The 22992-nt window shown below is 59.2% G+C and carries 16 protein-coding genes; 13 read left to right on the top strand and 3 right to left on the bottom strand.

Going from position 1 to position 22992, the window contains the following annotated elements; translation table 11 throughout:
- Positions 1–679 precede the first annotated feature (679 nt).
- The 4 genes from WBA38_RS03960 (at position 680) to WBA38_RS03945 (ending at position 4625) form a co-directional block, all read left to right on the top strand.
- Positions 680–2155 carry an alpha/beta hydrolase gene (locus tag WBA38_RS03960; RefSeq protein WP_424322109.1) on the top strand — a complete coding sequence of 492 codons (1476 nt, stop codon included), beginning with the start codon at positions 680–682 and terminating at the stop codon, positions 2153–2155.
- Positions 2156–2157: 2 nt separating this feature from the next.
- A complete protein-coding gene (locus WBA38_RS03955; protein WP_424322108.1) occupies positions 2158–2715 on the top strand; it encodes an LppA family lipoprotein in 558 nt (185 codons plus the stop codon).
- 306 nt (positions 2716–3021) lie between these two features.
- Positions 3022–3210: a hypothetical protein gene (locus tag WBA38_RS03950; protein WP_424322107.1), complete on the top strand. Its 189-nt coding sequence runs from the start codon at positions 3022–3024 to the stop codon at positions 3208–3210.
- A gap of 875 nt (positions 3211–4085) precedes the next feature.
- Positions 4086–4625 carry a hypothetical protein gene (locus WBA38_RS03945; RefSeq protein ID WP_424322106.1) on the top strand — a complete coding sequence of 180 codons (540 nt, stop codon included), beginning with the start codon at positions 4086–4088 and terminating at the stop codon, positions 4623–4625.
- A gap of 384 nt (positions 4626–5009) precedes the next feature.
- On the opposite strand, the gene WBA38_RS03940 is transcribed toward WBA38_RS03945, so the two are convergent.
- Together WBA38_RS03940 and WBA38_RS03935 are read right to left on the bottom strand one after the other, a co-directional pair.
- Positions 5010–5879: a hypothetical protein gene (locus WBA38_RS03940; protein ID WP_424322105.1), complete on the bottom strand. Its 870-nt coding sequence runs from the start codon at positions 5877–5879 to the stop codon at positions 5010–5012.
- A 1006-nt stretch (positions 5880–6885) separates the two neighbouring features.
- Positions 6886–8097 (bottom strand): hypothetical protein, encoded by a 1212-nt coding sequence (locus tag WBA38_RS03935; RefSeq protein WP_424322110.1) that lies wholly within the window; start codon positions 8095–8097, stop codon positions 6886–6888.
- Positions 8098–8779: 682 nt separating this feature from the next.
- On the opposite strand from WBA38_RS03935, the gene WBA38_RS03930 reads away from it, so the two are divergent.
- Positions 8780–9829 (top strand): lipoate--protein ligase family protein, encoded by a 1050-nt coding sequence (locus WBA38_RS03930; RefSeq protein ID WP_424322104.1) that lies wholly within the window; start codon positions 8780–8782, stop codon positions 9827–9829.
- Positions 9830–9914: 85 nt separating this feature from the next.
- A complete protein-coding gene (locus WBA38_RS03925) occupies positions 9915–10952 on the top strand; it encodes a hypothetical protein (protein WP_424322103.1) in 1038 nt (345 codons plus the stop codon).
- A 230-nt stretch (positions 10953–11182) separates the two neighbouring features.
- On the opposite strand, the gene WBA38_RS03920 is transcribed toward WBA38_RS03925, so the two are convergent.
- Positions 11183–11950, bottom strand: coding sequence for a DUF2249 domain-containing protein (locus WBA38_RS03920; protein ID WP_424322102.1), 768 nt, complete (start codon positions 11948–11950; stop codon positions 11183–11185).
- 83 nt (positions 11951–12033) lie between these two features.
- Here WBA38_RS03920 and WBA38_RS03915 point away from each other — a divergent pair, with 83 nt between their 5' ends.
- From WBA38_RS03915 to WBA38_RS03885, 7 genes are all read left to right on the top strand, one after another.
- Positions 12034–12711 (top strand): helix-turn-helix transcriptional regulator, encoded by a 678-nt coding sequence (locus tag WBA38_RS03915; protein WP_424322101.1) that lies wholly within the window; start codon positions 12034–12036, stop codon positions 12709–12711.
- Positions 12708–13859: a hypothetical protein gene (locus WBA38_RS03910; protein ID WP_424322100.1), complete on the top strand. Its 1152-nt coding sequence runs from the start codon at positions 12708–12710 to the stop codon at positions 13857–13859. Before WBA38_RS03915 ends, WBA38_RS03910 begins: the two co-directional genes overlap by 4 nt.
- The gene (locus tag WBA38_RS03905; protein WP_424322099.1) at positions 13856–16474 is read left to right on the top strand and encodes a multicopper oxidase domain-containing protein; all 2619 of its coding nucleotides are present in this window, start codon (positions 13856–13858) and stop codon (positions 16472–16474) included. Before WBA38_RS03910 ends, WBA38_RS03905 begins: the two co-directional genes overlap by 4 nt.
- Positions 16475–17068: 594 nt before the next feature.
- The gene (locus tag WBA38_RS03900) at positions 17069–17914 is read left to right on the top strand and encodes an FRG domain-containing protein (RefSeq protein ID WP_424322098.1); all 846 of its coding nucleotides are present in this window, start codon (positions 17069–17071) and stop codon (positions 17912–17914) included.
- On the top strand, positions 17911–18990 hold the full coding sequence (locus WBA38_RS03895) for a DUF262 domain-containing protein (RefSeq protein WP_424322097.1): 1080 nt from the start codon (positions 17911–17913) through the stop codon (positions 18988–18990). Before WBA38_RS03900 ends, WBA38_RS03895 begins: the two co-directional genes overlap by 4 nt.
- Before the next feature lie 279 nt (positions 18991–19269).
- On the top strand, positions 19270–21702 hold the full coding sequence (locus tag WBA38_RS03890) for a type I restriction-modification system subunit M (protein ID WP_424322096.1): 2433 nt from the start codon (positions 19270–19272) through the stop codon (positions 21700–21702).
- The gene (locus tag WBA38_RS03885) at positions 21699–22946 is read left to right on the top strand and encodes a restriction endonuclease subunit S (protein WP_424322095.1); all 1248 of its coding nucleotides are present in this window, start codon (positions 21699–21701) and stop codon (positions 22944–22946) included. Before WBA38_RS03890 ends, WBA38_RS03885 begins: the two co-directional genes overlap by 4 nt.
- The last annotated feature ends 46 nt before the right edge of the window (positions 22947–22992 follow it).

The following is a 22992-nucleotide window of genomic DNA, read 5'->3' as shown; positions in this document are numbered from 1 at the left end:
CTGTCGTCCCAGGTTGGAGCGGTGGTGCGGGCGTCTATGGAGTCGTACTATCTCTTGGGTTCTGCGGAGAATAAGGCGACAGCTTTGGCTTCTGTGTATCCCGGATTTGAGGCGGCGGTAAGCGATGGTGAGACTGATATTGATTGGTTTCCCACTGCGCGATACCGATTTGAAGGAGTTATCGCACTCTCGGTGCAGGGGGTTGAACAATCGAGTAATGGTCTCTCGAGCTATCTTGTGTGCAGTGATACACGGTATGTGAGTTTCAACTCGGAACCGCTTCCGGCTCCTGACCCTAGTGTGCTGGCGTTTGCGGTAAAGGTGTGGCCGGGGCAGTTTGAGGCGCGTTCAACAACGGGGCCACTGAGGCGCCCTTCGACGAACGTCTTTGGCGATTGGACTGTTGAGTCCATCGTAACTCCCTCTGGGCGGCATGATCTGAAGAATCGCTGCGAGGCTTGGGCCTCTGCTGTTGATCTGACCGGAATCGAGAACAGCAAACGTGTGATTCCCGGATGGCCGTTGGCAGATGCATTCAGACGGTAAAGTCCGAGTTTGGAAATGATGCTGCTCGAACTGCCGTAGCTCCCGCCGAGGCAGACGGATTTCTGCACGGCAGGGTGTGGTTTCGCAGTGAATCGCCGACGTAATCCCCACTGCCGATGGAAGCGCGAGGCTAATGGCTGGTCCGGAATCGCAAAAGACGCTGCCCCCAACTGCTCAGGCCGCGCCAACTTCGGTGCCAGCAGCTCCGGCAGTGCCCATTTCGTCGGCAGCGGGAAGCGAGCCGCCAAGTGTGGGTCCGGAGAAACCGTCCGGCCCGTCGGCGGTGAAATCGGGGGAGCGCGAACAAGCGCCCAAGGGAACGCCGGGATTTAGAGACATCCCGATGTGCGTAATCCCGGAGCAGAAGCCGACACTTGTTGACAATCCGAAGCCGAAGAGTCCGGTCGTCGATGTGACCGCGTCAGAGCCGCCGGCAGAACTTTCGGGAGAGCCTGACGCTGTTGCGACTTGGTGGAAGGATCTCCCGAGCGACGAGCGGGACAAGATCGTGAAGGAGCGACCCGAGTGGGTCGGCAACATCGACGGAATCGCGGCAACGGACCGCGATCGTGCCAACCGGTCGCAGATCCCCATCGAACGGGCCCGACTCGAACGTGAACGTGACCAACTGCAACGCAACCTCGACGACAACTGGTTCGGTGGAACCTTCACTAACGACGACGCCAAGAAGTGGTATGTCGAAGAGAAGTTGAAGGACCTCGACACCGTAGAAAGCACCCTCGCCAAAGGCACGCCCGATGCACCCAGGCTGCTCCTTCTGCTGGATATGCGGTCGGGAGAGCGCGGCCACGCCGCCGTCGCAGTCGGAAATCCCGATACCGCCGATCACGTCGCGGTGACCACTCCGGGCTTGGGGACGACGATTAGCGGTGCGCTTGACGGTGGCCGCCCGTCCGACGGGATGGTCGGTGAAGCCCAGCAACTACGGGCGGAGACAAGTCGGCAGCTTGATCTTGCCGGACGCCCCGACGAAACAGTTTCCACCATCGCGTGGCTTGGATACGACGCACCGAACATGACCGGGCCTGGAAAGCTTGACACCGTCCGAGGTGGCGGAGATGTGGCGTCAACCGGCAAGGCCAACGAGGCGGCGCCCCGGCTGGCGAATTTCTTCAACGGACTCGATGCTGCGTCGGTGAAAAAGGACCCGCATATTGTCGCGTACGGCCACTCGTACGGTTCGTTAGTCACCGCCGAGGCGCTTCGCAAGACTCGTGGCTCGGTTGATGAAGCGGTGTTCTATGGGTCGCCGGGACTAGGCGGCGACCCGAATGACCTGCCACGTTATGAGGCAAAGCACTTCAACCTCACGAGCGATCGGATGTATTTGCTCGAGAATGGGGAGGACCTGGTCGCCGACTTCGGGCATTTCGGCCCCGACCCATCGGTCGCCGGCGGCTTTACCCGGCTGTCGACCCATCCAGGCGTGGACAGAACCAACGTTCCTCGTATCGGAGGTACCGGGCACTCTGACTATCTGAGAGTTGGATACGGTCCAGATGGTCAGACACCCGAAATGCGGATGGCTGGCTACAACATGGCGGCCGTCTTAGGGTCGTTGCCCGACAATCTCATCGAAGGCGATTAATCATGCGACGGATTTCAATTGTGGTTTCGGCCGGGCTGATCGCCTTCGTCGTGGCAGCCTGCTCGACGATCACGCCTAGTTCCAATGAAGGGCCGGACATGACAAGCAACGATTCCTGGCGTCAACTCGACCATCCCGAGACGGCCGAAGCGCTCCTCGCCCGACTCAAAGGAACCGTTGAAGAGATCGGTCGGATCGTTGCCAAGCATGCTCCTGAGATGACGGCGTTTCGTTGGTCGACCACCGAAGGTCGGCGAGGCGGGTTGGCCGGCTGTGGAGACTTGTTGAAGGATAAGCAGTTTAACGGTGCTTTCCCGTCTACCGGTTCTTACTATTCCGATAGTCCAATTCCGGACCTGGCCTGGCCAGCAGCTCTGGCGGAGGTCACTGACTTGCTTGCGCGCGAGTACTCCGCGGTCCCCGACTTCGCGCCACAGAATTCACCGGGGAACTACGACGTCAGATTCGCGAGCCCGGATGGTTTCACCTTTGCGTTCGGATCCAAGGTCGCGACGTCCGTCGACGGGGCGGGACCGTGCCGCCGCAAGGCTGGGATTTGAGGATGAAGACGGTAGATAACGATCTATATCGTATGCCCAAAGTTATTGAGGGAATGGTCCAGCAAGATCCTAATATCAAGAATAACCCCTTGTATAAGGCCTGGGAATCCGAGGATCGTCAGACTCGAAGGAAAACTTGGCACGGAAAATCGTTGAGGCGTATGAGCGAAATGAGACGCCATTTTCTGTGAGGGTTGACCAGGGCAAAATTGGCGGCGAATTTGGAAAGGTGCGTCATAATGTCACGCTCGAACGGCCCGGTGATGGAGAATCTTTCGCGAGGAGTATCTGGATGATTTTGAATCGATGCCTGATGCCACTGTCTGCGCTTGCTGGCGCGGTCGTTTTGGTGTCTGGATGTGCGGGTTCTCCGGATCAATCGGTTTCGGTGTCTTCGTCGACGACGCCATCGGGGTCGCGTTGGTTGTCGCCTGCGACGTTGCCATTGACGACTGTTCCTACCCGCACTACGTTTCCCGGGTGGCCTGGAGGTAATCAATGATCGACTGCCGGTGTCAGTTCGAAAGTCGAGTTAATAGTTCAACAGGGTAGAGTGGGTAGAAACTTGTCTGTCAGAAGTCGATCTTTACGATTCGGGTGTTACGCGCTTTTTGCTATGGTGCCGCTGTTCCTGACTGCGTGTACCAGTGATAATCCGTCAAACGGTGGGCAGGCAATGCCGCCGCAGAATTATCATGCCACTTTTCGGTGGGTTATGAACGGTGACGGTGATCTTTTGAGCCCACAAGCGCAGGTAGCTCGGGCTTTCGTAGAGGCGAACTCGATTAGCCTCTCAACAGTTTCGGGTGTTTCCTATCAAGGGTGGGTCAACCTCTTGAAAGATTCTGGTGAATTTAGAAAATACCCGAATATGTTTGGTAGGGGAGGTGACACTATTCGGGAAATCTACGGTACCTCTTATCGCAGTTTGAAGCTCACCCCTATGGAGTGGGGATGGCGAGTTCTTTCGTGCAATTATTCGGACGGGGTAAGGCAAAAGTTGGAGACGAACCCGACTACTTTTGAGCACTGGGGTACCACAGTCGAGTCGAGTGTTTTCCAGTTGATTCCAAATTTTGACGTTAATCCGACGGATCGGGGTACTGGCGGAGATAGTAGGGTTCCGCCGAGCGACATATTCGATGGGTGGCGGATTAGTACTTCGAACCAAGATCTCGGGATTGGTGAGTGTCCTTCCAGCCTAGATAGTATTCCCAGTGCCATTCGAGGGTCTCAGCTTGGGGCTCCGGAGACTATAGCTCCGGTGGCATTGAGCCCAATCCCAGGTTGGCCAGAGAAGTAGCGAGGATGCTCAAGAGAGAGGCGACGCTGTCGCCGCTGGGCTCGATATTTTCGGCGAAGACCCGCACTTGATCATCTTTCGCGACACGGAGGCGGGAAAGACAAACCTGCTGAAGGCGGCCCTTGGTGAGATTGTGCGGCGCCGTGACGTGCTCAGTAACGACGTTGTGGTGGTGGATCCGCGGCGGTCGTTGCTGGACTTTGTTCCGACACCGCCGCAGCGGCGATATGTCACGACGCAGGAGCAGGCGTCTGAAGTGTTTGTGGCGCTCGATAAATACCTGCGAGCCCGCTTGTCTGGACCGGACGTGACCCCGGCACAGCTGCGTGAGCGGAGCTGGTGGAAGGGCCCGGAGATGGTTATAGTTATCGACGACTACGTCGTTCTGGTGCCGTCCGGAACGGCGCTGAATCCATTTTCGCCGTTGGTCCCGCTCTTGCCGCACGCACGCGACATTGGCTTGCACATCATCGTCGCCCGTAAATCGAGCGGTGCTGCACGAGCCATATTCGACTCGTCTATCTCTGGTTTGCGGGACAACAGTGCGGCTGCGGTGCTGCTCTCGGGTGACCTGGAAACGCGCCCCAAGGAATGCCAGCGTAAATAGTCGCCGATTCAAAGGCGGCTCGTACGACCTCGTAACTCCTTGAGGGAATTACCACGTTCTGGTTGACGGTCCACTGAAAGTAACTCTGGACCGGCGGTGGGCTCGACTCTGCTGCTTCTGGTTCGCTGTTTGGTGAGCTCGACGATTCTGTTGCCCGCTCGCCATGGTTACATGACGTGAGGAGAGGCAAGATGATCAACATCGCAAACAAGAGCCGACTCCGCCGGATGGGACGGCCGTCCCTCACTAGCGCAAACATGATCCTCTATCCGGGGTTGGTGCCTCGTTTTATGTTCGAGACTGGCGATGTCTCGTGCTAACAGTGTATGGAATTCGCGGAGTCGATTGGAGTTAATTCCTCCTCGCAGCTGCTACGTCCACGACCTAGTTTGGAATCCATCGAGGGCTGCTATGCAAATTTGCGCGTTCACGCTCAAATTCGGCTTGCGAGGGCTCGTATCTAAAATCTGACGACCAATGTCCATCATTGCCAATCGTGGCTGCTGTAAATTCACGACAAACAGGGCCTAGATTCGGGGTGTGGTCTATCGAGTCAAGGGTGAATCGGGTGATGTGGTGGTCGCGAAATACGTTGATCTTCGGGCGCCATGTGACCGATCGCGGCAACGGTTGGCCGTGATCTTCGGGGGTCAACGCGCTAGCTCCCGCATCGCTTAGGTCATCTACTTTGAATTCTAGGCTGAAAACTAGGGCTCGCGCCGGTGGGCGAACGTTCGTGCCATCCAGTGGCAGCAATGACCCGTAGGAGATATTGCATCCGCTTGCGCTTATTGTGTCGCCACGCTCCTCGTATTGATAAATCAGTTCTTTAAAGGACCACGGATAATTTGGAAGCGACTCATAGTAGTTCTTTCTGAATCCATTAGAGATCAATCCGTCGACGATACGCGGATCATCGGCAGACTTGGGTATTCCTCCAAGGAAGGACTCTTCATAACCTGGGAAACCGCCCCACGACATACCTCCGTATATGGTTGCCGATTCAATGGCGGCTCGTACGACCTCGTAACTCCTTGGGGGAATTGCCACGTTCGGGTTGACGGTCCACTGAAAGTAACGTTGGGCTGGCGGTGGGCTCGACTCTGCTGCTTCTGCTTCGTTGCCTGGTGAGGTCGACGACTCTGTTGCCCGCTCGCCATAGCTACATGACGTGAGCAGAGACAACGTCATCACCATCGCAAATAAGATCCGACCCCGCCGGATGGCACCGCCGTCCTTCATCAGTGCAAACATGATCCTCTACCCGGGGTTGGTGCCTTGTTTTATGTTCGAGACTGGCGATGTCTCGTGCTAACAGTGTACGGAATTCGCGGAGTCGATTGGAGTTAATTCCGCCAACGCAGCTGCTACGTCCACGACCTAGTTTGGAATCCATCGAGGGCTGCTATGCAAATTTGCGCGTTCACGCTCAAATTCGGCTTGTGATGGTTCGTACGTAAAGTCTGACGACCAATGTCCGTCATTGCCAAACGTGGCTGTTGTAAATTCACGACAGGCAGGGCCTAGATTTGGCGCATGGTGTATCGGATCAAGGGTGAATCGGGTGATGTGGTAGTCGCGAAATACGTTGATCTTCGGGCGCCACGTGGCTGAGCGCGGCAACGGTTGGCCGCGATCTTCGGGGGTCAACGCATTAGCCCCCACATCACTTAGGTCATCTACTTTGAATTCTAGGCTGAAAACTAGGGCTGTCGCAGTTGGGAGATCATCCCGGAGATCATCCGCGCCCTCCGGTGGAAGCAATGACCCGTAGGAGATATTGCATCCGCTTGCGCTGATTGTGTCGCCACGCTCCTCATATTGATAAATCAGTTCTTAAAGGACCAAGGGTAATTTGGATAGGAATCGTAGTAGTTCTTTATGAATCCATTGGATATTGATCCGTCGATGATACGCGGATCATCGACGGACTTGGGTATTCCTCCAAGGAAGGACTCTTCATAACCTGGGAAACCGCCCCACGGCATACCTCCGTATATGGTTGCCGATTCAATGGTGGCTCGTACGACCTCGTAACTCCTTGGGGGAATTGCCACGTTCGGGTTGACGGTCCACTGAAAGTAACGCTGGACCGGCGGTGGGCTTGACGCTGCCGGTTTAGATTCGTTCGCAGAAGAGTCCGACGGAAGTGGGGTCGCCTCTCCGCTGCTGCATGAGGAAGCGAGCGAGACCACAAGGGTCACTGTACACAATAGGCGGCTGAACTGGATATACTCTGCGCTTTTCGCGAGTTTAAACACTACCCACCGCCTGTGGTTGGCACCATATCAGGTGTTCGAACAGGGTAGTCGTAACACGCCATTTCAAAGAGTGTTGCGTAGATTATTTCCCTTTCGACCGCTGAGGGAACATCCTTCTCGATCTCCGCATCGCTCTTCAACTTTCCAGAGCTGTCAAATATTCTACTATTCGGAACTCTGGGAATTATACTCTGGCCGGGTTTTTCCTTTTCGAACATTCCCCGCAAATTCGGAATCTCGCGCAGTACTCGAGTCCTCGGATAGATCACTTCATCAATTCGGCTCATCTGAGTCGAAACGTTGGTACTCGGAAGTGGCTTGCCGTTGTCACCCAAATATTGACCGGTATCGTATGTGAAATTGACGCCGTTCGAGAGGGCTCCCAATTTATCTGCATAGGGAACGATTTTTCCTAAAACGCCCATGGATGTAAACATCAGGCTTTTGGCCGATTCATTTCGTGCAGTGATGGCGGCCGCGATTGAGTCCATATCCGTCGCACTGATTCCACTAGTTATGAACGACTCGCGATCTGCCGTATTTATGACAGAGGCCAAACGGGGGGCCTTCTGGAACTGTGCGCTGTTGGATTCGGATCGGTCGTCCTGTTGACCGTAGCTTGCCAGGTAGTCTTCATACTTTGCCCCAAATACCCTCATGATCGACGTGCGAACGGGATTTGTCTTCTTTCCGGTCTTGTCCCCATTCGCCATTAGGATCGTGAGGAGGTTTACTGACCGGTCAAGATAATTGGTGACCTGATCTTCATTCGAAGGGTCGGCACCAACATTCAAGAGACGCTTGTCGAGATCTGTTCCTGTCTTGTATTCATCTTCCGCGCCTTCGGCGACCCATGCAATAAATGAATTTTCATGCCAATTTTTGGCGACATGATCCCCATTGCTACCTTGGGATACAACGGGACCATCGAAATATTGGCGAATGCCCTTAGGGATATTGTGGTCTCCACCCCGAACTAACTTGAACTTCCCGTTTCCGTCCGGGTCTACGTTCGCGGTGACATTGGGATCCGATGTCCATTCCAGCATCCGACCAATTGCTGTTCTTAGGTCGGGACGCTGATCTAGTGTCCTCTTCAGGTACACGCCGTTGTCGCCGTCGCTGTCGCCAAGTTCGGTGAGGAACGTGGTAGAGAAGCGGTATTTTGTTTGCTCGACCTCCGTGTCGACGTCACCTGACATCGTGGCCAGTTGCTCGGGGGAAGCGCACTAGCAACTTCAACGAGCTTCTTCGCTGCTTCGATCTCCTCCGGTTTCGAGTCCGGATTACGTAAGATTTCAGCGGCCCTTTTGGCCTGTGCTTCCGGGTTTGAAATTGTCTCCCTGCCGTCCTCATGCTTATTAGTTCCGTAAGGAGTACACGTCACCGCGTCGATCTGGGCTTGGGGCTGTTCTCCGTTCCCTGGGGTTTTGTTGTCGACGGGAACGATCGTTGGTCTATCCGGTCCGATAATCGTTTGTTCTGCCCCCTGCGGACTTGTCATTGGAGGCCCGCTAAGAAGCAATGGAATTGGCACGTCGTGAGACCCTGGTGCCTGCCGGTGCAGTATTTCCACTGAAGGCAAGACCTTGCAATCGGCAGTCTCCGGAAGGAGAACGAAGTCGAAAAGTGCGGTCTGATCGACCTCTGCCGGATCTGAGAGTTGGTCAACCCGTAGCGGATTCTCACTCTCGGGTACGTGGGCGACACAGACGTCACCTACAGGTCGGGCGCGGAGGCGTTGCCGGAGACTGAACAAGCAGTGAGTGCGAGGACTGTTGCTCGCGACAAGGCAGCCAGTTGGGGAACACCACGGCTCGTTTTGACCATCCGTTTACCCTATGCGACCTAGGCATGGCCGCCGTCAGCTCCCCACGTCGATACTCTGGATGCGTGCATGGTGAATACAAGGTCCCCGGTGGAAAATTGGTTGTCGCGGACGTCGAAATAGAAGACGGTCGGCTCGCGCAGGTCAGCTTGTCCGGTGACTTCTTTCTTGAACCCGACGAAGCCCTGGAGCTCATTACGGCGGCAGTCGTGGGTGCGCCTGCGGCGGCGTCGGCGAAGGACCTCGGGGCAAAAATCAGCGCAGCGCTACCTGCCGACGTGGCGATGATCGGTTTTGATCCGGAGTCCGTCGGCGTAGCCATTCGTCGCGCGCTCGGCCATGCGACCAGCTGGCACGACCACACCTTCGACGTCATCGAACCCGTCGTCCTCGACCCCGCCATGCATGTGGCGCTCGACGAAGTGATCATGCGGGAAGTCGCCGACGGAACCCGCCCGCCGACCCTGCGGTTCTGGGACTGGGCGACCCCGCTGGTGGTAATCGGCTCATTCCAGTCGGTGCGCAACGAAGTCGATGAGGAAGCCGCGGAACGTCTCGGGTTCGGGATCGTCCGACGCATCTCCGGCGGCGGCGCCATGTTTATGGAAGCCGGCAACTGCATCACCTACTCGCTGGTGGTGCCGACGTCGCTGGTTGACGGACTCAACTTTGAACAGTCCTACGAGTTCCTCGACCGCTGGGTGATGGGTGCCCTCGCCGACGTCGGCGTCAATGCCCACTACGTGCCGATCAACGACATCGTCTCCGACCGCGGCAAAATCGGCGGCGCCGCCCAGAAGCGAATCGTCGCGGGCGCCGTTCTGCACCACGTGACGATGTCGTACGACATCGACGCCGACAAGATGACCGAAGTCCTCCGCATCGGCCGCGAAAAAATCTCCGACAAAGGCATCACCAGCTCCGGCAAGCGCGTCGACCCCATGCGCTCGCAAACCGGCATGACCCGCGACGCCATCATCGAGGCTTTCCTACAGCACTTCCGGACCTGGTACGAAACGAATGATTCCGAATACTCGGAGGGTGAACTCGCTGCGGCAACCAAGCTGGTGGAGGACAAGTTCAGCACCCCGGAGTGGACGTATCGCGTGCCGTAGTCGCCGGAAACAGCCGACCGAAATTGTCAGAGGGTGCGTGTACTTCTAAAGGCACAGACAAGTCGGCGAGTTGAAGGAGAGTGCGATGACGAAAGACTCCGTGGCCAGCACAACCGGCGTGAGTATCGAACACGACAGTCTGCGCCTCGGGCCGGTGCGCGTGTACTTCCAGCGGACGCTGCGCATCCCCGAGAAAGGTCTGCACTACCTTCCACCCGGCATGGGGAGATTCCCACTCCGACGGGTCGACGACTACCCGGACACGGTGCCCGCCGACTGGCGTGCTCGGGGCGGCGTCATGCTCCCGATCTACCAGCGCGAAGCCATGTGGTTGGCATTCTCCACGCGGGAACCCGCAGCCGCGCTACAGGTTGGAATTGGTGAAGTGTGTGCGGTCAGCGGCGAGCAGTGGTCGCCTGAACTCGTGCGCGAGCCCCAGAACTATTTGGCGCTACCCGAACAGCTTTGGCTCGACGGCATCAATTCCGGCGAGGGGCAGATCCGCCAATTCGTCGCTGTCCCACTCGGATTGGGGGCGACGGTGGAAGCGCAAGTGACGGGCGTCGAAGTTCACGGCGGCATTCAGTTGCGCGCGGTCGGCCTCACCGACGCAGGGCTGGCTGCAGCCCGTCGCGAGGAGGCCGCCCGGGCGGAGGCCGAGCGTGAAATGGTGTACGCGCTTGAAGCTTCGGGCGCGCCGCTGATGGACTCGCCTTGGCCGTCGCCGATGCCCCCGCCGACTGGCGCGCCAATGGGTCTGGGGGCAGGCGGAAGCATGCGGCAGGAGATTTACGAGGATCCCCGGCCCGTCACCGACTACGACCCCGAGCGTTCGTGGGAAGTGGTGGTGCACCTGTGCTCCGCCGACCAATGGACCGCGATTACGGGGGAGAAAGCGCCGTCGACTCCCGTCGACCGCGACGCCTACGTCGAGCGCGGCTTCCCGTGGTTCGACTACTACGACGCCGACAACAAAGACCTCGACGCACCGGAAGTGTTCGACGGCGTCGAATCGGTGGGCAAGGTCCTTGGCGAGAAGGCGCCGCCATTCGAGCCCGTCGACCCGAAGACCGTCATCACGATCAAGGGGAAGACGGCCGACGAAGTTGGTAAGCCCGCTTAGCGGCCGGGGCTTTTGAAGCTGGCTGACCCAGTTGGTTCTCACGGGCTCCGCGTGGACGTCCGACACGATCGTGCATACGGTGTCACTTTCGTGCATTGGGGTACGAACTTGATCGACACCTAATGCACGAAAGTGACACCTAATGCACGGTTTTGGCCCAGCCTGTGATCGCCGACTTCTCGATGCGCGGTCTTCGCTTCGCTCGGACCGCTTACTCGAAGATTGGGATGCTAAATCTTCGACAGCCGCAAACGCCAGGCCTCGGGGCCTTGCTCCAAGTATTCGACCTGGATGTGGCCGCCGCTGCGGTCGGCGAGTTGGTGGAGCAGCGGGACCGGATCGTGGTGGGCCACGAGGATCATCGACTCGCCGTCGGCGACCGCGTCGAACGCGCCGAACACCGTTGCGTGACGGATGGCGTGCGGAATCTGACGGACGTCGAGTTCCGGCTCCTCGGTGTCGTGCTCACCGCACGAGCAGCCGGCGTGACCACCCGCATCAGGCGCGGGGGCTGCCGAAACAGTCGGCAAATCAGCGACCAAATCCGCCAACGAAACCGAACTGTCCTCAGCGAGGGCAGGCATCAGCATGTCGGTGACCTTGCCGAAGAACACCTCCATCAGCACCCGCAGTGCCGTGGTGTCAGCGGCCGCATTCACTGCGTCAGTGCCAGCAGTGTTCACGCGCTTCACCAGCTGACTCATCACCCGCGATTCGCCGGCGAGGCCCTCAACCAGCAATCGTGCACGACCAACGTTGAGCGCCTCGGGAAGCAACTTCTTGCGGGCCGCCTCCAGCCACGGTTCCACATCGCCGGTCGCGAACGCGGCGACGGCGGTGCGTGCCTCGTCGACCCCGGTGCCGGAGGTCGCGGCCTTGAGCATGCCGGAGTCGAGCGCCGCCACGCGCCCCATCAGTTCGGCGACCGCCTGTCGCTGCTGCTCCAGGGTGTCGGCGTCGGCGGCGTTGGACGCCATCACTACGTCGTTGCTTGTCATCGCGAGTGTCCTTCCAAATGGTTGTCGGCCGGATGCGGAGGGTGCAGTGGCCGATCTGTCTTCTATTTAATACGGTAGTAACCGTGAATAATAAAGTGCCTGCCAAAGGACCGGCTCCCACGCCGACCGCCGCGCCCGCGCTGAGCGCCGCGCAACAGGCCGCCCTGGAGCAGCTTCGCGGTGTCTCCGGGCCCGTGCGCGTGGTCGACGTCGCGACCGCTTTGGGCTTGCACGCCAACACTGTTCGCGAACATCTCGACGCCCTCGTCGACGCCGGACTCGCTCAACGGACCCGCGCTGAGTCATCGGGCCGCGGTCGTCCAGCCTGGCTCTACGAGGCCGTCGCCGCCGATGCCGACGCCACCCTCCGCGCCTATGCAGGCATGGCCGTCGCACTGGCTGGTCACCTGAAAGCCACGTCCGACGATCCCGCTGCCGCCGCCCGCGAACTAGGCCGCACGTGGGGGAGGGACATCGCGAAAAAGCGGACGGTGCAGGGGGATTCGCGCGCGCAGGTGATCGCTCACCTCACCGACTTCGGGTTTGCGCCGCAGTCCGACGACACCGCCACCATCGCTCTGACGCGCTGCCCGCTGCTCGACGCCGCACGCCAATACCCGGATGTGACATGCCAGATCCATGTCGGTTTGGTCCAAGGCTCTCTGGACGTGGTCGGCGACACTAATCTCAAACCTGTGCTGACCCCGTTCGCTAAGCCCGGCTGCTGCCTGCTGCGCCTCGACGAGCAGGCCGACGAATGAGCGACGACGGCGCTGCCAAACCGAAACCCGCCCAACCCAGCCCCACGGCCCTGCGTCTGGCGCTGCTAATTCCCGGCGGACTCGCACTGCTCGCCGGACTCGACGCGGCACTCTTGCTCCTCGGCGTCGGCGCCCCCGTCACCGTCGGACGCCTCGCGGACGTGCACGGCATGCTGATGGTCTACGGCTTCGTGGGGACCCTGGTTGCGCTGGAACGGGCCGTCGCGCTGAGCAAACTGTGGGGCTTCCTGGCGCCCGCCAGCCTCGGCTTGGGTGGGCTCGCGCTGATCTTCGTCGAACCGTCGTGGATCGGCGGAGTGCTCCTCGCATTCGGGTCGGCGATGCTGATCGCCGTGTATGTGCCCCTGTGGCAACGCAATTCGGCGACCGCCGTGCTGGTCCAAGCCGCCGGCGCGGTCCTGGCGCTGGGCGGGGCGATCCTGTTCGCGTCCGGTGTCCCGATCCCATACCTGCTGCCATGGTTGGCCGGGTACCTGATCTTGACCATCGGTGGCGAACGACTCGAACTGGCTCGCGTCGCCTTCGCTGTCGGGAACGCCGAAGCCGGGGCGCTCGTGGCGTGCGCGGGGATTTGGCTCGCGGTGCCAGCGTCGTTGCTGTGGCCGACGGCGGGCTACCGCGTGCTCGGCGGCGCGCTGCTGGTGTTCACCGTGTGGCTCATCGTCTACGACATTGCCCGCCGCACCGTCCGCTCCACCGGCCTCACGCGCTTCTCGGCCGTCTGCCTGCTGGCCGGCTACTTTTGGCTGCTGATTGCGGGCGGGATTTGGCTCGTCGTCGGACCGGTCCGCGACGGCACCGGGTACGACGCGTCGGCCCATGCGGTGTTCCTCGGGTTCGTGATGTCGATGATCTTCGCGCACGCGCCGATCATCCTGCCCGCCGTCCTGCGTCGCCCGCTGCCGTACCACCCCGTCATGTACGTGCCAGCCGTGGTGCTGCATGCGACGTTGCTGCTGCGGATCGTCGTGGGTGACGGTGCCGATCAGCTGTGGGCGGTCACTGCGGGCGGCATCGGCAATGTGGTGGCGGTGCTGCTGTTTGTGGTGATCGCGATCGGGTCGGTACTGATGACGCCGCGCGTGAAGTCGAAGCCCGAACCGTCGAAGCAGGAGGCCACGGCATGACCATGCGTACCTGGAATCTGCGGGCCGGCCTCGTCGTCCTGGCATGGCTGATCGCGCTGCTTGGCGTCACCATCTCCGGCAATTCGCTGGCCGGTGGGCATTGGCTGATGATCCATCTGCTGGGCCTCGGGGCCGCGAGCAACGCGATCCTGATTTGGAGTTGGTACTTCACCGAGGCGGTCCTGCGGCTTTCACACACTGAGCAGCGGGTTCAGCACGCGGTTCGACTCATTGCGTTCAACATCGGTGCCGTGACCGTCGTCGTCTCGTACGGGATTATCGGGGCGCAGCGCGGGGAGGTGTCGCACGCGTTGTGGTACGCCATTGTGGCGGGGGCGACGGTCGCGTTCGCGGCGATCGCCTGGCATTCGGCGAGCCTGTTTCAGCGGGTGAGGACCGCGTTGCCGTCGCGTTTTGGGCCGATGGTGCACTTCTACGTGGCCTCCGGGACCATGCTGCTGATTGGCATCGGGTTCGGGGCGACGATCGCGCGCGGCGACCTGCCCGGCGACTGGCCCGCCCGCCTCGCCGTCGCTCACGCGACGCTCAACGTGTTCGGGTGGATCGGTCTCACGGTGATCGGCACCCTCGTGACGCTGTGGCCCACCATCCTGCGGACACGCATGGCCGACGGTGTGGAGAAGGCCGCCAAGAATGGGTTGCCGCTGCTGTGCGCCGCGATTGTGGTGATCGTGACCGGCGCGTTGATCGGCCTGCAGGTGGTCTCGGCCATCGGCATGCTCGGGTATGCGGCGGCGTTCGGTTACATGGCGTGGTCGCACGCCGACGAGGTGCGACGCAAGACGCCGTCGAGCTTCGCCGGACTGTCGGTGCTGGCCGGTGTGCTGTGGCTGTTCGTGTCGGTGATTGTCGGGGCCATTGCCTATGCGACCGCCCCCGATTGGGAGAGCGTCTACGACAGGCTCAACATTCTCACCACCGCGCTGCTCGGCGGGTTCTTGGCGCAGGTGCTGCTCGGTGCGCTCAGCTACCTGATTCCCGTCGTGCTCGGGAAGAAGCCGATCGCCACGCAGGCGTCGATGCGCGTCCTCGACATCGCCGGTCCCGCCCGCGTGGGAGCGGCCAACGCCGGCCTCCTGGTGTGGGCGCTGCCCGGGTCGGGCTGGCCGCACACGCTGGGGGCGGCCGTCGCCGTCGTCGCACTGGGATCGTTTATCCCGCTGGTGATTTGGGGTGCCTACAAGGGGCTCCGCCTGCCCGACGATGCGCGGTCCCGCCCCAATCCCACCGCACGTCCCGGCGGCGTGGTGCTGGGTTCCCTCGCCGCTGGGGTCGCGGCGGTCGTAGTGGCTGCGGCGGTTGGCGTGGCGGTGGATCCGGCGGCTGTCGGACTGCCGGGCAGCGACAAGTCGACCGTTGTCGCGACCGGTCAGACCACCACCGTCGACATCGGCATCAAGGGCATGCGGTTTACGCCCGGGAAGATCGAGGTGCCGCGCGGCAACCGCCTCGTCATTAACCTGACTAACACGGGGACGCAGACGCACGACATTGTGATGCCCGACGGTCGTGGGACGCCGCGGTTGTCGCCGGGGGAGAAGGCCACCCTCGACGCGGGCGTGATTGGTGCGACGCAGCAGGCGTGGTGTTCGCTGCCCGGGCATCGGCAGATGGGCATGGTGCTCGACATCGTTGTGGCTGGCAGTCCCGCCGAGAAGTCGACCGAGCCGACCATGAATCACGAGATGCCCTCGGGGCCTGTCGATCTGGAGGCTGCGCCGGGTCCGGGGTTTGTGGCGCGGGATCCGAACTTGCCGCCCGCTCCGCCGGAGAAGATGCACCGCTACCGGTTTGAGGTGCGCGACGTGCAGCGCGAGGTGGCGCCCGGCGTCACGCAGACGCAGTGGCCGTACGGGATTGTCGCCGCGGATGGGAACTACTCCGGGAGCGCGCCGGGTCCGACGCTGCGTGGTCGTGTAGGTGACTCGTTTGAGATCACGCTGGTGAACAACGCGACGATGGGTCATTCCATCGATTTCCATGCCGGGGCGTTGGCTCCGGACGGTCCGATGCGGACGATTCAGCCGGGCGAATCTCTCGTCTACCGGTTTACGGCGACGCGCAGCGGTGCGTGGCTGTACCACTGTTCGACGATGCCGATGTCAGTGCACATCGCGAACGGCATGTTCGGTGCGGTGATCATCGATCCGCCGAATCTGCCTGCAGTGGATCGCGAGTATGTACTGGTGCAGTCGGAGATGTACCTCGGCGGCAAGGACGGTGCCGATCCGGCGAAAGTGGCCGACGGTCGTCGTGACTTGGTGGTCTTCAATGGGTACGCCAACCAGTACGACCATGCTCCGCTGAAGGCGAAAGTCGGTGAACGGGTGCGCATTTGGGTTGTCGATGCGGGCCCGAACCTGGGGAGCGCGTTCCACATTGTGGGTGGTCAGTTCGACACGGTGTTCAAGGAAGGTTCGTACTCATTGCGGCCGGGGAATGCTGAGGCTGGCGGCGCGCAGGTGCTGGATCTAGCTCCGGCGCAAGGTGGGTTTGTGGAGTTGAGCTTCCCGGAGGCTGGGCACTATCCGTTTGTGACGCATGCGATGGCGGATGCGGAGAAGGGGGCGCATGGGGTGGTTGAGGTGGAGTGAGGGGTAGGTGAGTTAGGCGCGGTATCCCGCAGGGGTCGCACCGAATTCTGGAGGTGGCGGTGGGCTAGAGTCCTAGTCTTCCAAACTAGGTCTGCGGGGCGAGTTGGTGTGTAGTAGATAGCCGCCCTACTGCCCGCGTTGGTCACTCAATCGGCTCTACGGCAACCGCACCTTATCGAACCCGCTAGAAACTTCGGCCGACGCCGATTCTCCTCACGAACAGCGAAGGGCCACCGATCGCAGCTCGAGGGCGCCGGCGTCTTTGCGGGCGAACAGTTTGCGTAAGGGTGAACTCATCCGGGCTGAAGCCGTTGTAAATTCCGAATTGGGGGCAATGGCAGAGGTGATCGTGGAAGATTGCGTGTGGGCTTCGCCTTGCTGTTGGACGGTTCATCTAACGATTTGCATCCAATCCCGCAAGCCACTCCTGTCCCAGCTGCCACGCCGACGAATAGGCGCAAGTTCGAGGTCGCAGTCTCATGCACCGACTTCCGGAGCCCCGGCGCTGTATTGCAAGATCCTTGTTAGCTGGGAGTGCCGCTCAACCTGTAGTAAAGTATGAGATATTATTTGTCCGGATATATCAGAGCCGCAATGGGGAATCAAGAATTGACCGCACAAACACCGCCTTTCGAGGTTGGGTCCGTTTCCGAATTCGTGAAAATTGCTGGTTCTCCGAACGATGGTGGAACAGTCCGCTGGTTCCGGGGGATTTCCTCAACCCAATATGAACTGAAGCCTACGCTTTATAGGCTTAAATCTGAAGCTTCCGGCCCGGTTCTGGGAATTAATAGATTGTTGGACGTCGAGGAATGGCTCCTTGACCGATTTTCTGAGAGGTCTGCACCATTTCGTGAGGGGCCATCGCCTGTGGTGAAGATTGACTACCTTTTCGAGATGCAGCATTACGGAGTTCCGACCCGGCTCCTGGACTGGTCGGAAAGCGCTTTGGTTGCACTTTGGTTTGCAGTGCAAGGCAAGGCGGACGAATTTGATGCCGCTATCTGGGTATTGAATCCGGCGAAATGGAACGATTTAGTATTTTCTCAACAGCGGAGCGTCAACAATGTGCTTTCGCCTCACTCTGAGACGGTAGATTCGATGCAGCCTTGGACTGCGACTCGACGGGATGTTCTCGCAGACCCGCCCGTTTGTATTTACGGTGTACACAATACCAAGCGAATAGTTAGTCAGCGTGGAGTGTTCACGCTAGGGGGTCTATCTACAAGTTCGATAGAGGATCAGGCTGGCGAACTGGCGCGGGCTGGCTCATGTTCGAGTAAAGATTTGCTATTCAGGATTACGATCCCGGCGGCCGCTCGCCCGCAGATTCGTGCCGAATTGGTAAATCTCGGATTCACGCAATCAATGATATTCCCCGATTTAACAGGGTTGGCCCGGGAATTAGTTGAACGATTAGATGAGAGTGGGCTACTGTGACATTTGAAGTGCGGCCTTTTGAGGCAAAGACCGCTTCGTGGTGGTATCGAAACCGTGACAGCATCGACTTTGAGCCGCCATATCAGAGAACTGGCCCGGCCTGGGAGTTGGATCGGCAAGGTTTTTTGATTGACACGATCATTAATGACTTTGATATGCCTAAGCTTTATCTCGCCGATTTTACTTACTTCAAGTCTGATCTTAATACATCAGGAAAGAGATTTGCGATCATCGATGGAAAGCAGCGGCTCTCTGCGATCTTTAAGTATTTCGACAACGAGCTCTCGCTGCCGCCAGATTTTGTCCTTCGCTCGGATCCGGACGTTCCGATAGCGGGTCTCCGGTATTCTGAACTTAATGAATTGTATCCAGATCTTCGTTTGAAGGTAGATAATTTCAATCTTCCTGTGATGAGCGTGATTAGCGACGAGTTGGAGATGGTGAATGAACTATTTGTTCGATTAAATAGTGGTAAACCTCTGACGGCGGCAGAGCGAAGAAATGCGATGAATGGAATTGTTCCGGAGTTGGTTCGAGGTATCGCATCATCGACGTTCTTCTCCAAGTGTGTGAAATTCTCGAACAGGGGGCGAGCGCACGATCAAGCGGCGGCGAAGCTACTGCTACTTGAGGCATCCGCAAGACCTGTAGATCTTAAGAAGAGGCAGCTTGACGAGCTTTTTCGGTCGGGTTTAAGTGGTGACGACAATGATGGATATCTGGCTTCATCCGCGGATACGGTGATGGAGACCCTCAATGTGATGGTTGATATTTTCGATGAGCGTGATCCATTATTAAGTACGCAAGGTCAGATGCCTGTGTATTACCTGGTATTTCGCGGAGCTAATACTCAACCGCCAAACAGGGAGGCGCTTGAGTCGTTCGACAATTTGAGGACTGAGGTGAGGGGCCTAGATCGTCTTGAGGGCTCTACCTGGAACATGTCTCGTGAAGTGGGTCGCTGGGAGTTGGATGCACTGATTAAATACAACCGGCTCATGCGGAACCCAAATGACGCGCACTCAGTTTATCTAATGGCTGAAATAATGAGTGATTTCATAGCGAGCTATTTGTAGTGGCGACAGGTATAGCGTCACGCATGCCCGATCTCGTATGCGTTGAGGTGAGACTTGGACGTAGGGGATTTGTGGTGGCCATCGGGCATGCAGCGAACCTGGATCAGGTACTTTAGGAATGCTCACCATCCCGCCGCGACGTTGTCGACATTCGCAGGGTCGGTATGTCAGACCCACCTGCCATTCTTACAGTCGTAAAGTGGGTGTGGCCCAAAGACGAGGTATCGACCTCACCGGGCGTCCATGCCCAACCGTCATTATTGAAGGGTCCGTCCAACAGTGGCACTCAAGAAATCAGACCTCTACTCATCGCTGTGGGCAAGTTGCGACCAGCTTCGTGGCGGCATGGATGCAAGCCAGTACAAGGACTACATCCTGACGCTGCTGTTCGTGAAGTACGTGTCCGACAAGGCCACAATCGACGCGAACAGCCTTATTGAGGTACCTTCCGGCGGTTCGTTCGACGACATGCTCGCCGCCAAGGGCGACAAGGAGATCGGCGACCGATTCAACAAGATCATCGCCAAGCTCGCCGAGGCCAACGATTTGCGGAACGTCATCGATCAGGCCGACTTCAACGATGAGGAGAAGCTCGGCAAGGGCAAGGAGATGCAGGACCGCCTCTCCAAGCTGGTCACTATCTTCAACGACCTGGACTTCCGTGGCTCTCACGCCGAGGGCGACGACCTACTCGGTGACGCCTACGAGTACTTGATGCGCCACTTCGCTACGGAGTCGGGAAAGAGCAAGGGCCAGTTCTACACGCCGGCCGAGGTGTCCCGCATCCTCGCCAAGGTGGTCGGCATTGGGCCGAATACCCGCCAGGACCAGACCGTCTACGACCCGGCCTGTGGTTCCGGCTCGCTATTGCTCAAGGCTGCCGCCGAAGCGCCGCGCGGCATGACGATCTACGGCCAAGAGAAGGACAACGCCACCTGGGCCCTGTCCAAGATGAACATGATCCTGCATGGCAACGAGATCGCCGAGATCGAAAAGGGCGACACCATCACCAGCCCGCAGTTCACCAAGGGCGACCATCTGCGGACCTTCGACTACATTGTCATGAACCCGCCGTTCTCGGTGAAATCCTGGAACAACGGCCTCGAGAACGACTACGGCCGCTTCGAGTACGGCCGCCCGCCAGAGAAGAACGGCGACTACGCCTTCCTGTTGCACGCGCTCACCTCGCTCAAGAGCACCGGCAAGGCGGCGATCATCCTGCCGCACGGCGTCCTGTTCCGCGGCAACGCCGAGGCCACCATCCGCACCCGCCTGCTCAAGCAGGGCTTCATCAAGGGCATCATCGGCCTGCCGGCAAACCTGTTCTACGGCACCGGCATTCCGGCCTGCGTGGTCATCCTCGACAAGGAAAACGCCCAGGCCCGAACCGGTGTCTTCATGATCGACGCCTCCAAGGGCTTCATGAAAGACGGCAACAAGAACCGCCTACGTAGCCAGGACCTGCACAAGGTCGTCGACACCTTCAATAAGCAGATCGAGATCGACCGCTACTCGCGCATGGTCCCGATGAGCGAGATCGCCGACGCCAAGAACGACTACAACCTCAACATCCCGCGCTACATCGACTCCTCCGAACCCGAAGACTTGCAGGACCTCAGCGCTCATTTGCACGGCGGCATTCCCGACCGCGACCTCGACGCACTCCAGGGCTACTGGGACGCCTTCCCTCAGCTGCGCAGCCAGATCTTCGCGCCGAATCGTCCGGGCTACAGCGATTTGGCTATCGACGTGGGCGCCGTGCAGCAGGCGATCTTCGACGCACCCGGTTTCCACAAGCTGCGCGACGAAGCCACCGGCATCGTCGAAGACTGGTTCGCTGCGCACCGCGACACCCTTGCCAGCATCACTGCCGACACCAAGCCGAACAACCTCATCGCGGCCATTGGCGATGACCTGCTGTCGCGCTTCAAGCCGATGCCGCTGCTCGACGAGTACGACGTCTATGAGCAGCTCATGACCTACTGGCACGACACCATGCACGACGACGCCTACCTGGTCATGGCGGACGGCTGGCTGAACGCCGCCAAGCCACGCAAGACCATCGAGGACAAGGAACGCAAGCTCTCCGAAACGCCCGATCTTGTGGTCGGTTCCGGTCGTAGTGCCACCAAATACAAGATGGATCTGATTCCGCCGGCTCTGATCGTGGCGCGCTACTTCGCCAATGAACAGGCCGCCATCGACGACCTCACCGCTGCGGCCGAGGAAGCCACCCGAGCTGTCGAGGAATACGTCGAAGAACATGCCGTCGAAGACGGACTGCTTGCCGATGCTATGGATGACGACAAGATCTCCAAGGCGCTCGTCGCCGCACGATTAAAGGCGATCAAGACCGGCGGCGACCCCGACGAAATCAAGGCACTGCAACACGCCACCAAGCTGTACAACGCCGAAGCAACCGCCAAGAAGGCTGTCAAAGACGCCCAAGGCGAGCTCGATCTCGCCACGCTCAAGAAGTACGGCGACCTGACCGAGAATGACATCAAGACCCTCGTGCTCGACGATAAATGGCAGGCGACAGTTGTACGCCGCGTCGCTGGTGAGGTTGAAGCACTTACGCGTGATCTTGTAGTTCGTATTCAGCAACTCGGTGAACGCTATGCGACGACCGTCGAGGATCTCGATTCTGAGCTACAGAAACTTGAGGCAAAGATCGCGGGACATTTGGCTGCGATGGAGGTACGTCCGTGAGTCTCACCGGGTGGACTGAAACAACCGTAGGCCAGGCTTCGGAGTTCTTGACCGGATTTCCGTTCCCTAGCTCAGCTTTCGCGGAAACAGGAATCCGCCTTATTCGCGGCTCCAACGTCAAGCGGGGAGTCATCGACTGGTCGTCAGACATCGCTAGGTACTGGTCTGACCACGATTCAAGTCTCCGCGCTTTCGTCCTTCGGGATGGCGACATCGTCATCGCAATGGATGGAGCCCTGGTAGGGCGCAGCTTTGCCCGAATCACCGAGGCTGAACTCCCTGCTTACCTAGTCCAGCGAGTTGCACGATTGCGCGGCAAGGCGATAGACCAAGACCTCTTGTATCAATGGATCGGCTCGCGAGACTTTGTAAAGCACGTCGATGACGTAAAGACCCACACTGCCATCCCGCACATTAGTCCCCGTGATATCCGTGACTTCAAGATCTCGATGCCGAAAGATCCCAATGAACAGCGTGCAGTTTCAGTGGCACTTCGAGATGCTGACGATCTGATCACCACCCTCGAACGCCTCATCACCAAGAAGCAGGCGATCAAGCAGGGCATGATGCAGCAGCTACTGACCGGCCGCACGCGCTTCCCTGGCTTTACCGAGCCCTGGTCCGAAGTCAGTATCTACCAGCTCGCGAACAATCAAAGAACCCTGTTCAACGATGGTGATTGGGTCGAGTCAGAGCACATTACGACCGCCGGAAACCGCCTGCTCCAGACTGGCAACGTCGGGGTTGGTCGATTGCTCGATCGCGGTACAAAGCGCTACGTCTCAGATGAGTCATTTTCAACGCTGAAGTGCAAGGAAGTTGTGCCAGGAGACATCTTGATCTGTCGACTTGCTGAGCCTGCCGGACGGGCTTGCATCGTGAAGGATATAGGTGAACGCCGCATGCTGACGTCTGTTGACGTCAGCATCTATCGACCCGATCCAGGGCTGGCGGATCGTCGCTTTCTGGTCGCTGCCTTCTCTACACCTGGATGGTTTCAAGAGGTGAGCGAACGTTGTGGAGGATCAACCCGGACCCGTATCGCGCGTTCAGAACTTGGTCGCATCAGAATTCCCCTGCCTAGCCTTGAGGAGCAGAAGCGGATCGCCGATGTCTTCACGGATGCCGACGATGAACTAGACACACTAGAAGCACGCCTCACCAAGGCTCGTGCTGTCAAGACCGGCATGATGAAGCAGCTTCTGACAGGCCGCACGCGGCTGCCGTTGGAGACTGCTTCGTGAGTGGTGGCAAATCGGTTCGCCTGTTCCTGGCAGACGGCACGCCTGG

The sequence above is a fragment of the Gordonia sp. (in: high G+C Gram-positive bacteria) genome, from assembly GCF_049647785.1.
In the GTDB taxonomy this organism is placed as follows: Bacteria; Actinomycetota; Actinomycetes; order Mycobacteriales; family Mycobacteriaceae; genus Gordonia.
This window is presented reverse-complemented; position numbering and strand designations above follow the sequence as displayed.

Coding starts and splice junctions, on each gene's coding strand:
- WBA38_RS03960 (WP_424322109.1), top strand. CDS start 680: ATGGCTGGTCCGGAATCGCAAAAGACGCTGCCCCCAACTGCTCAGGCC.
- WBA38_RS03955 (WP_424322108.1), top strand. CDS start 2,158: ATGCGACGGATTTCAATTGTGGTTTCGGCCGGGCTGATCGCCTTCGTC.
- WBA38_RS03950 (WP_424322107.1), top strand. CDS start 3,022: ATGCCTGATGCCACTGTCTGCGCTTGCTGGCGCGGTCGTTTTGGTGTC.
- WBA38_RS03940 (WP_424322105.1), bottom strand. CDS start 5,879: ATGTTTGCACTGATGAAGGACGGCGGTGCCATCCGGCGGGGTCGGATC.
- WBA38_RS03925 (WP_424322103.1), top strand. CDS start 9,915: ATGACGAAAGACTCCGTGGCCAGCACAACCGGCGTGAGTATCGAACAC.
- WBA38_RS03920 (WP_424322102.1), bottom strand. CDS start 11,950: ATGACAAGCAACGACGTAGTGATGGCGTCCAACGCCGCCGACGCCGAC.
- WBA38_RS03910 (WP_424322100.1), top strand. CDS start 12,708: ATGAGCGACGACGGCGCTGCCAAACCGAAACCCGCCCAACCCAGCCCC.
- WBA38_RS03905 (WP_424322099.1), top strand. CDS start 13,856: ATGACCATGCGTACCTGGAATCTGCGGGCCGGCCTCGTCGTCCTGGCA.
- WBA38_RS03900 (WP_424322098.1), top strand. CDS start 17,069: ATGGGGAATCAAGAATTGACCGCACAAACACCGCCTTTCGAGGTTGGG.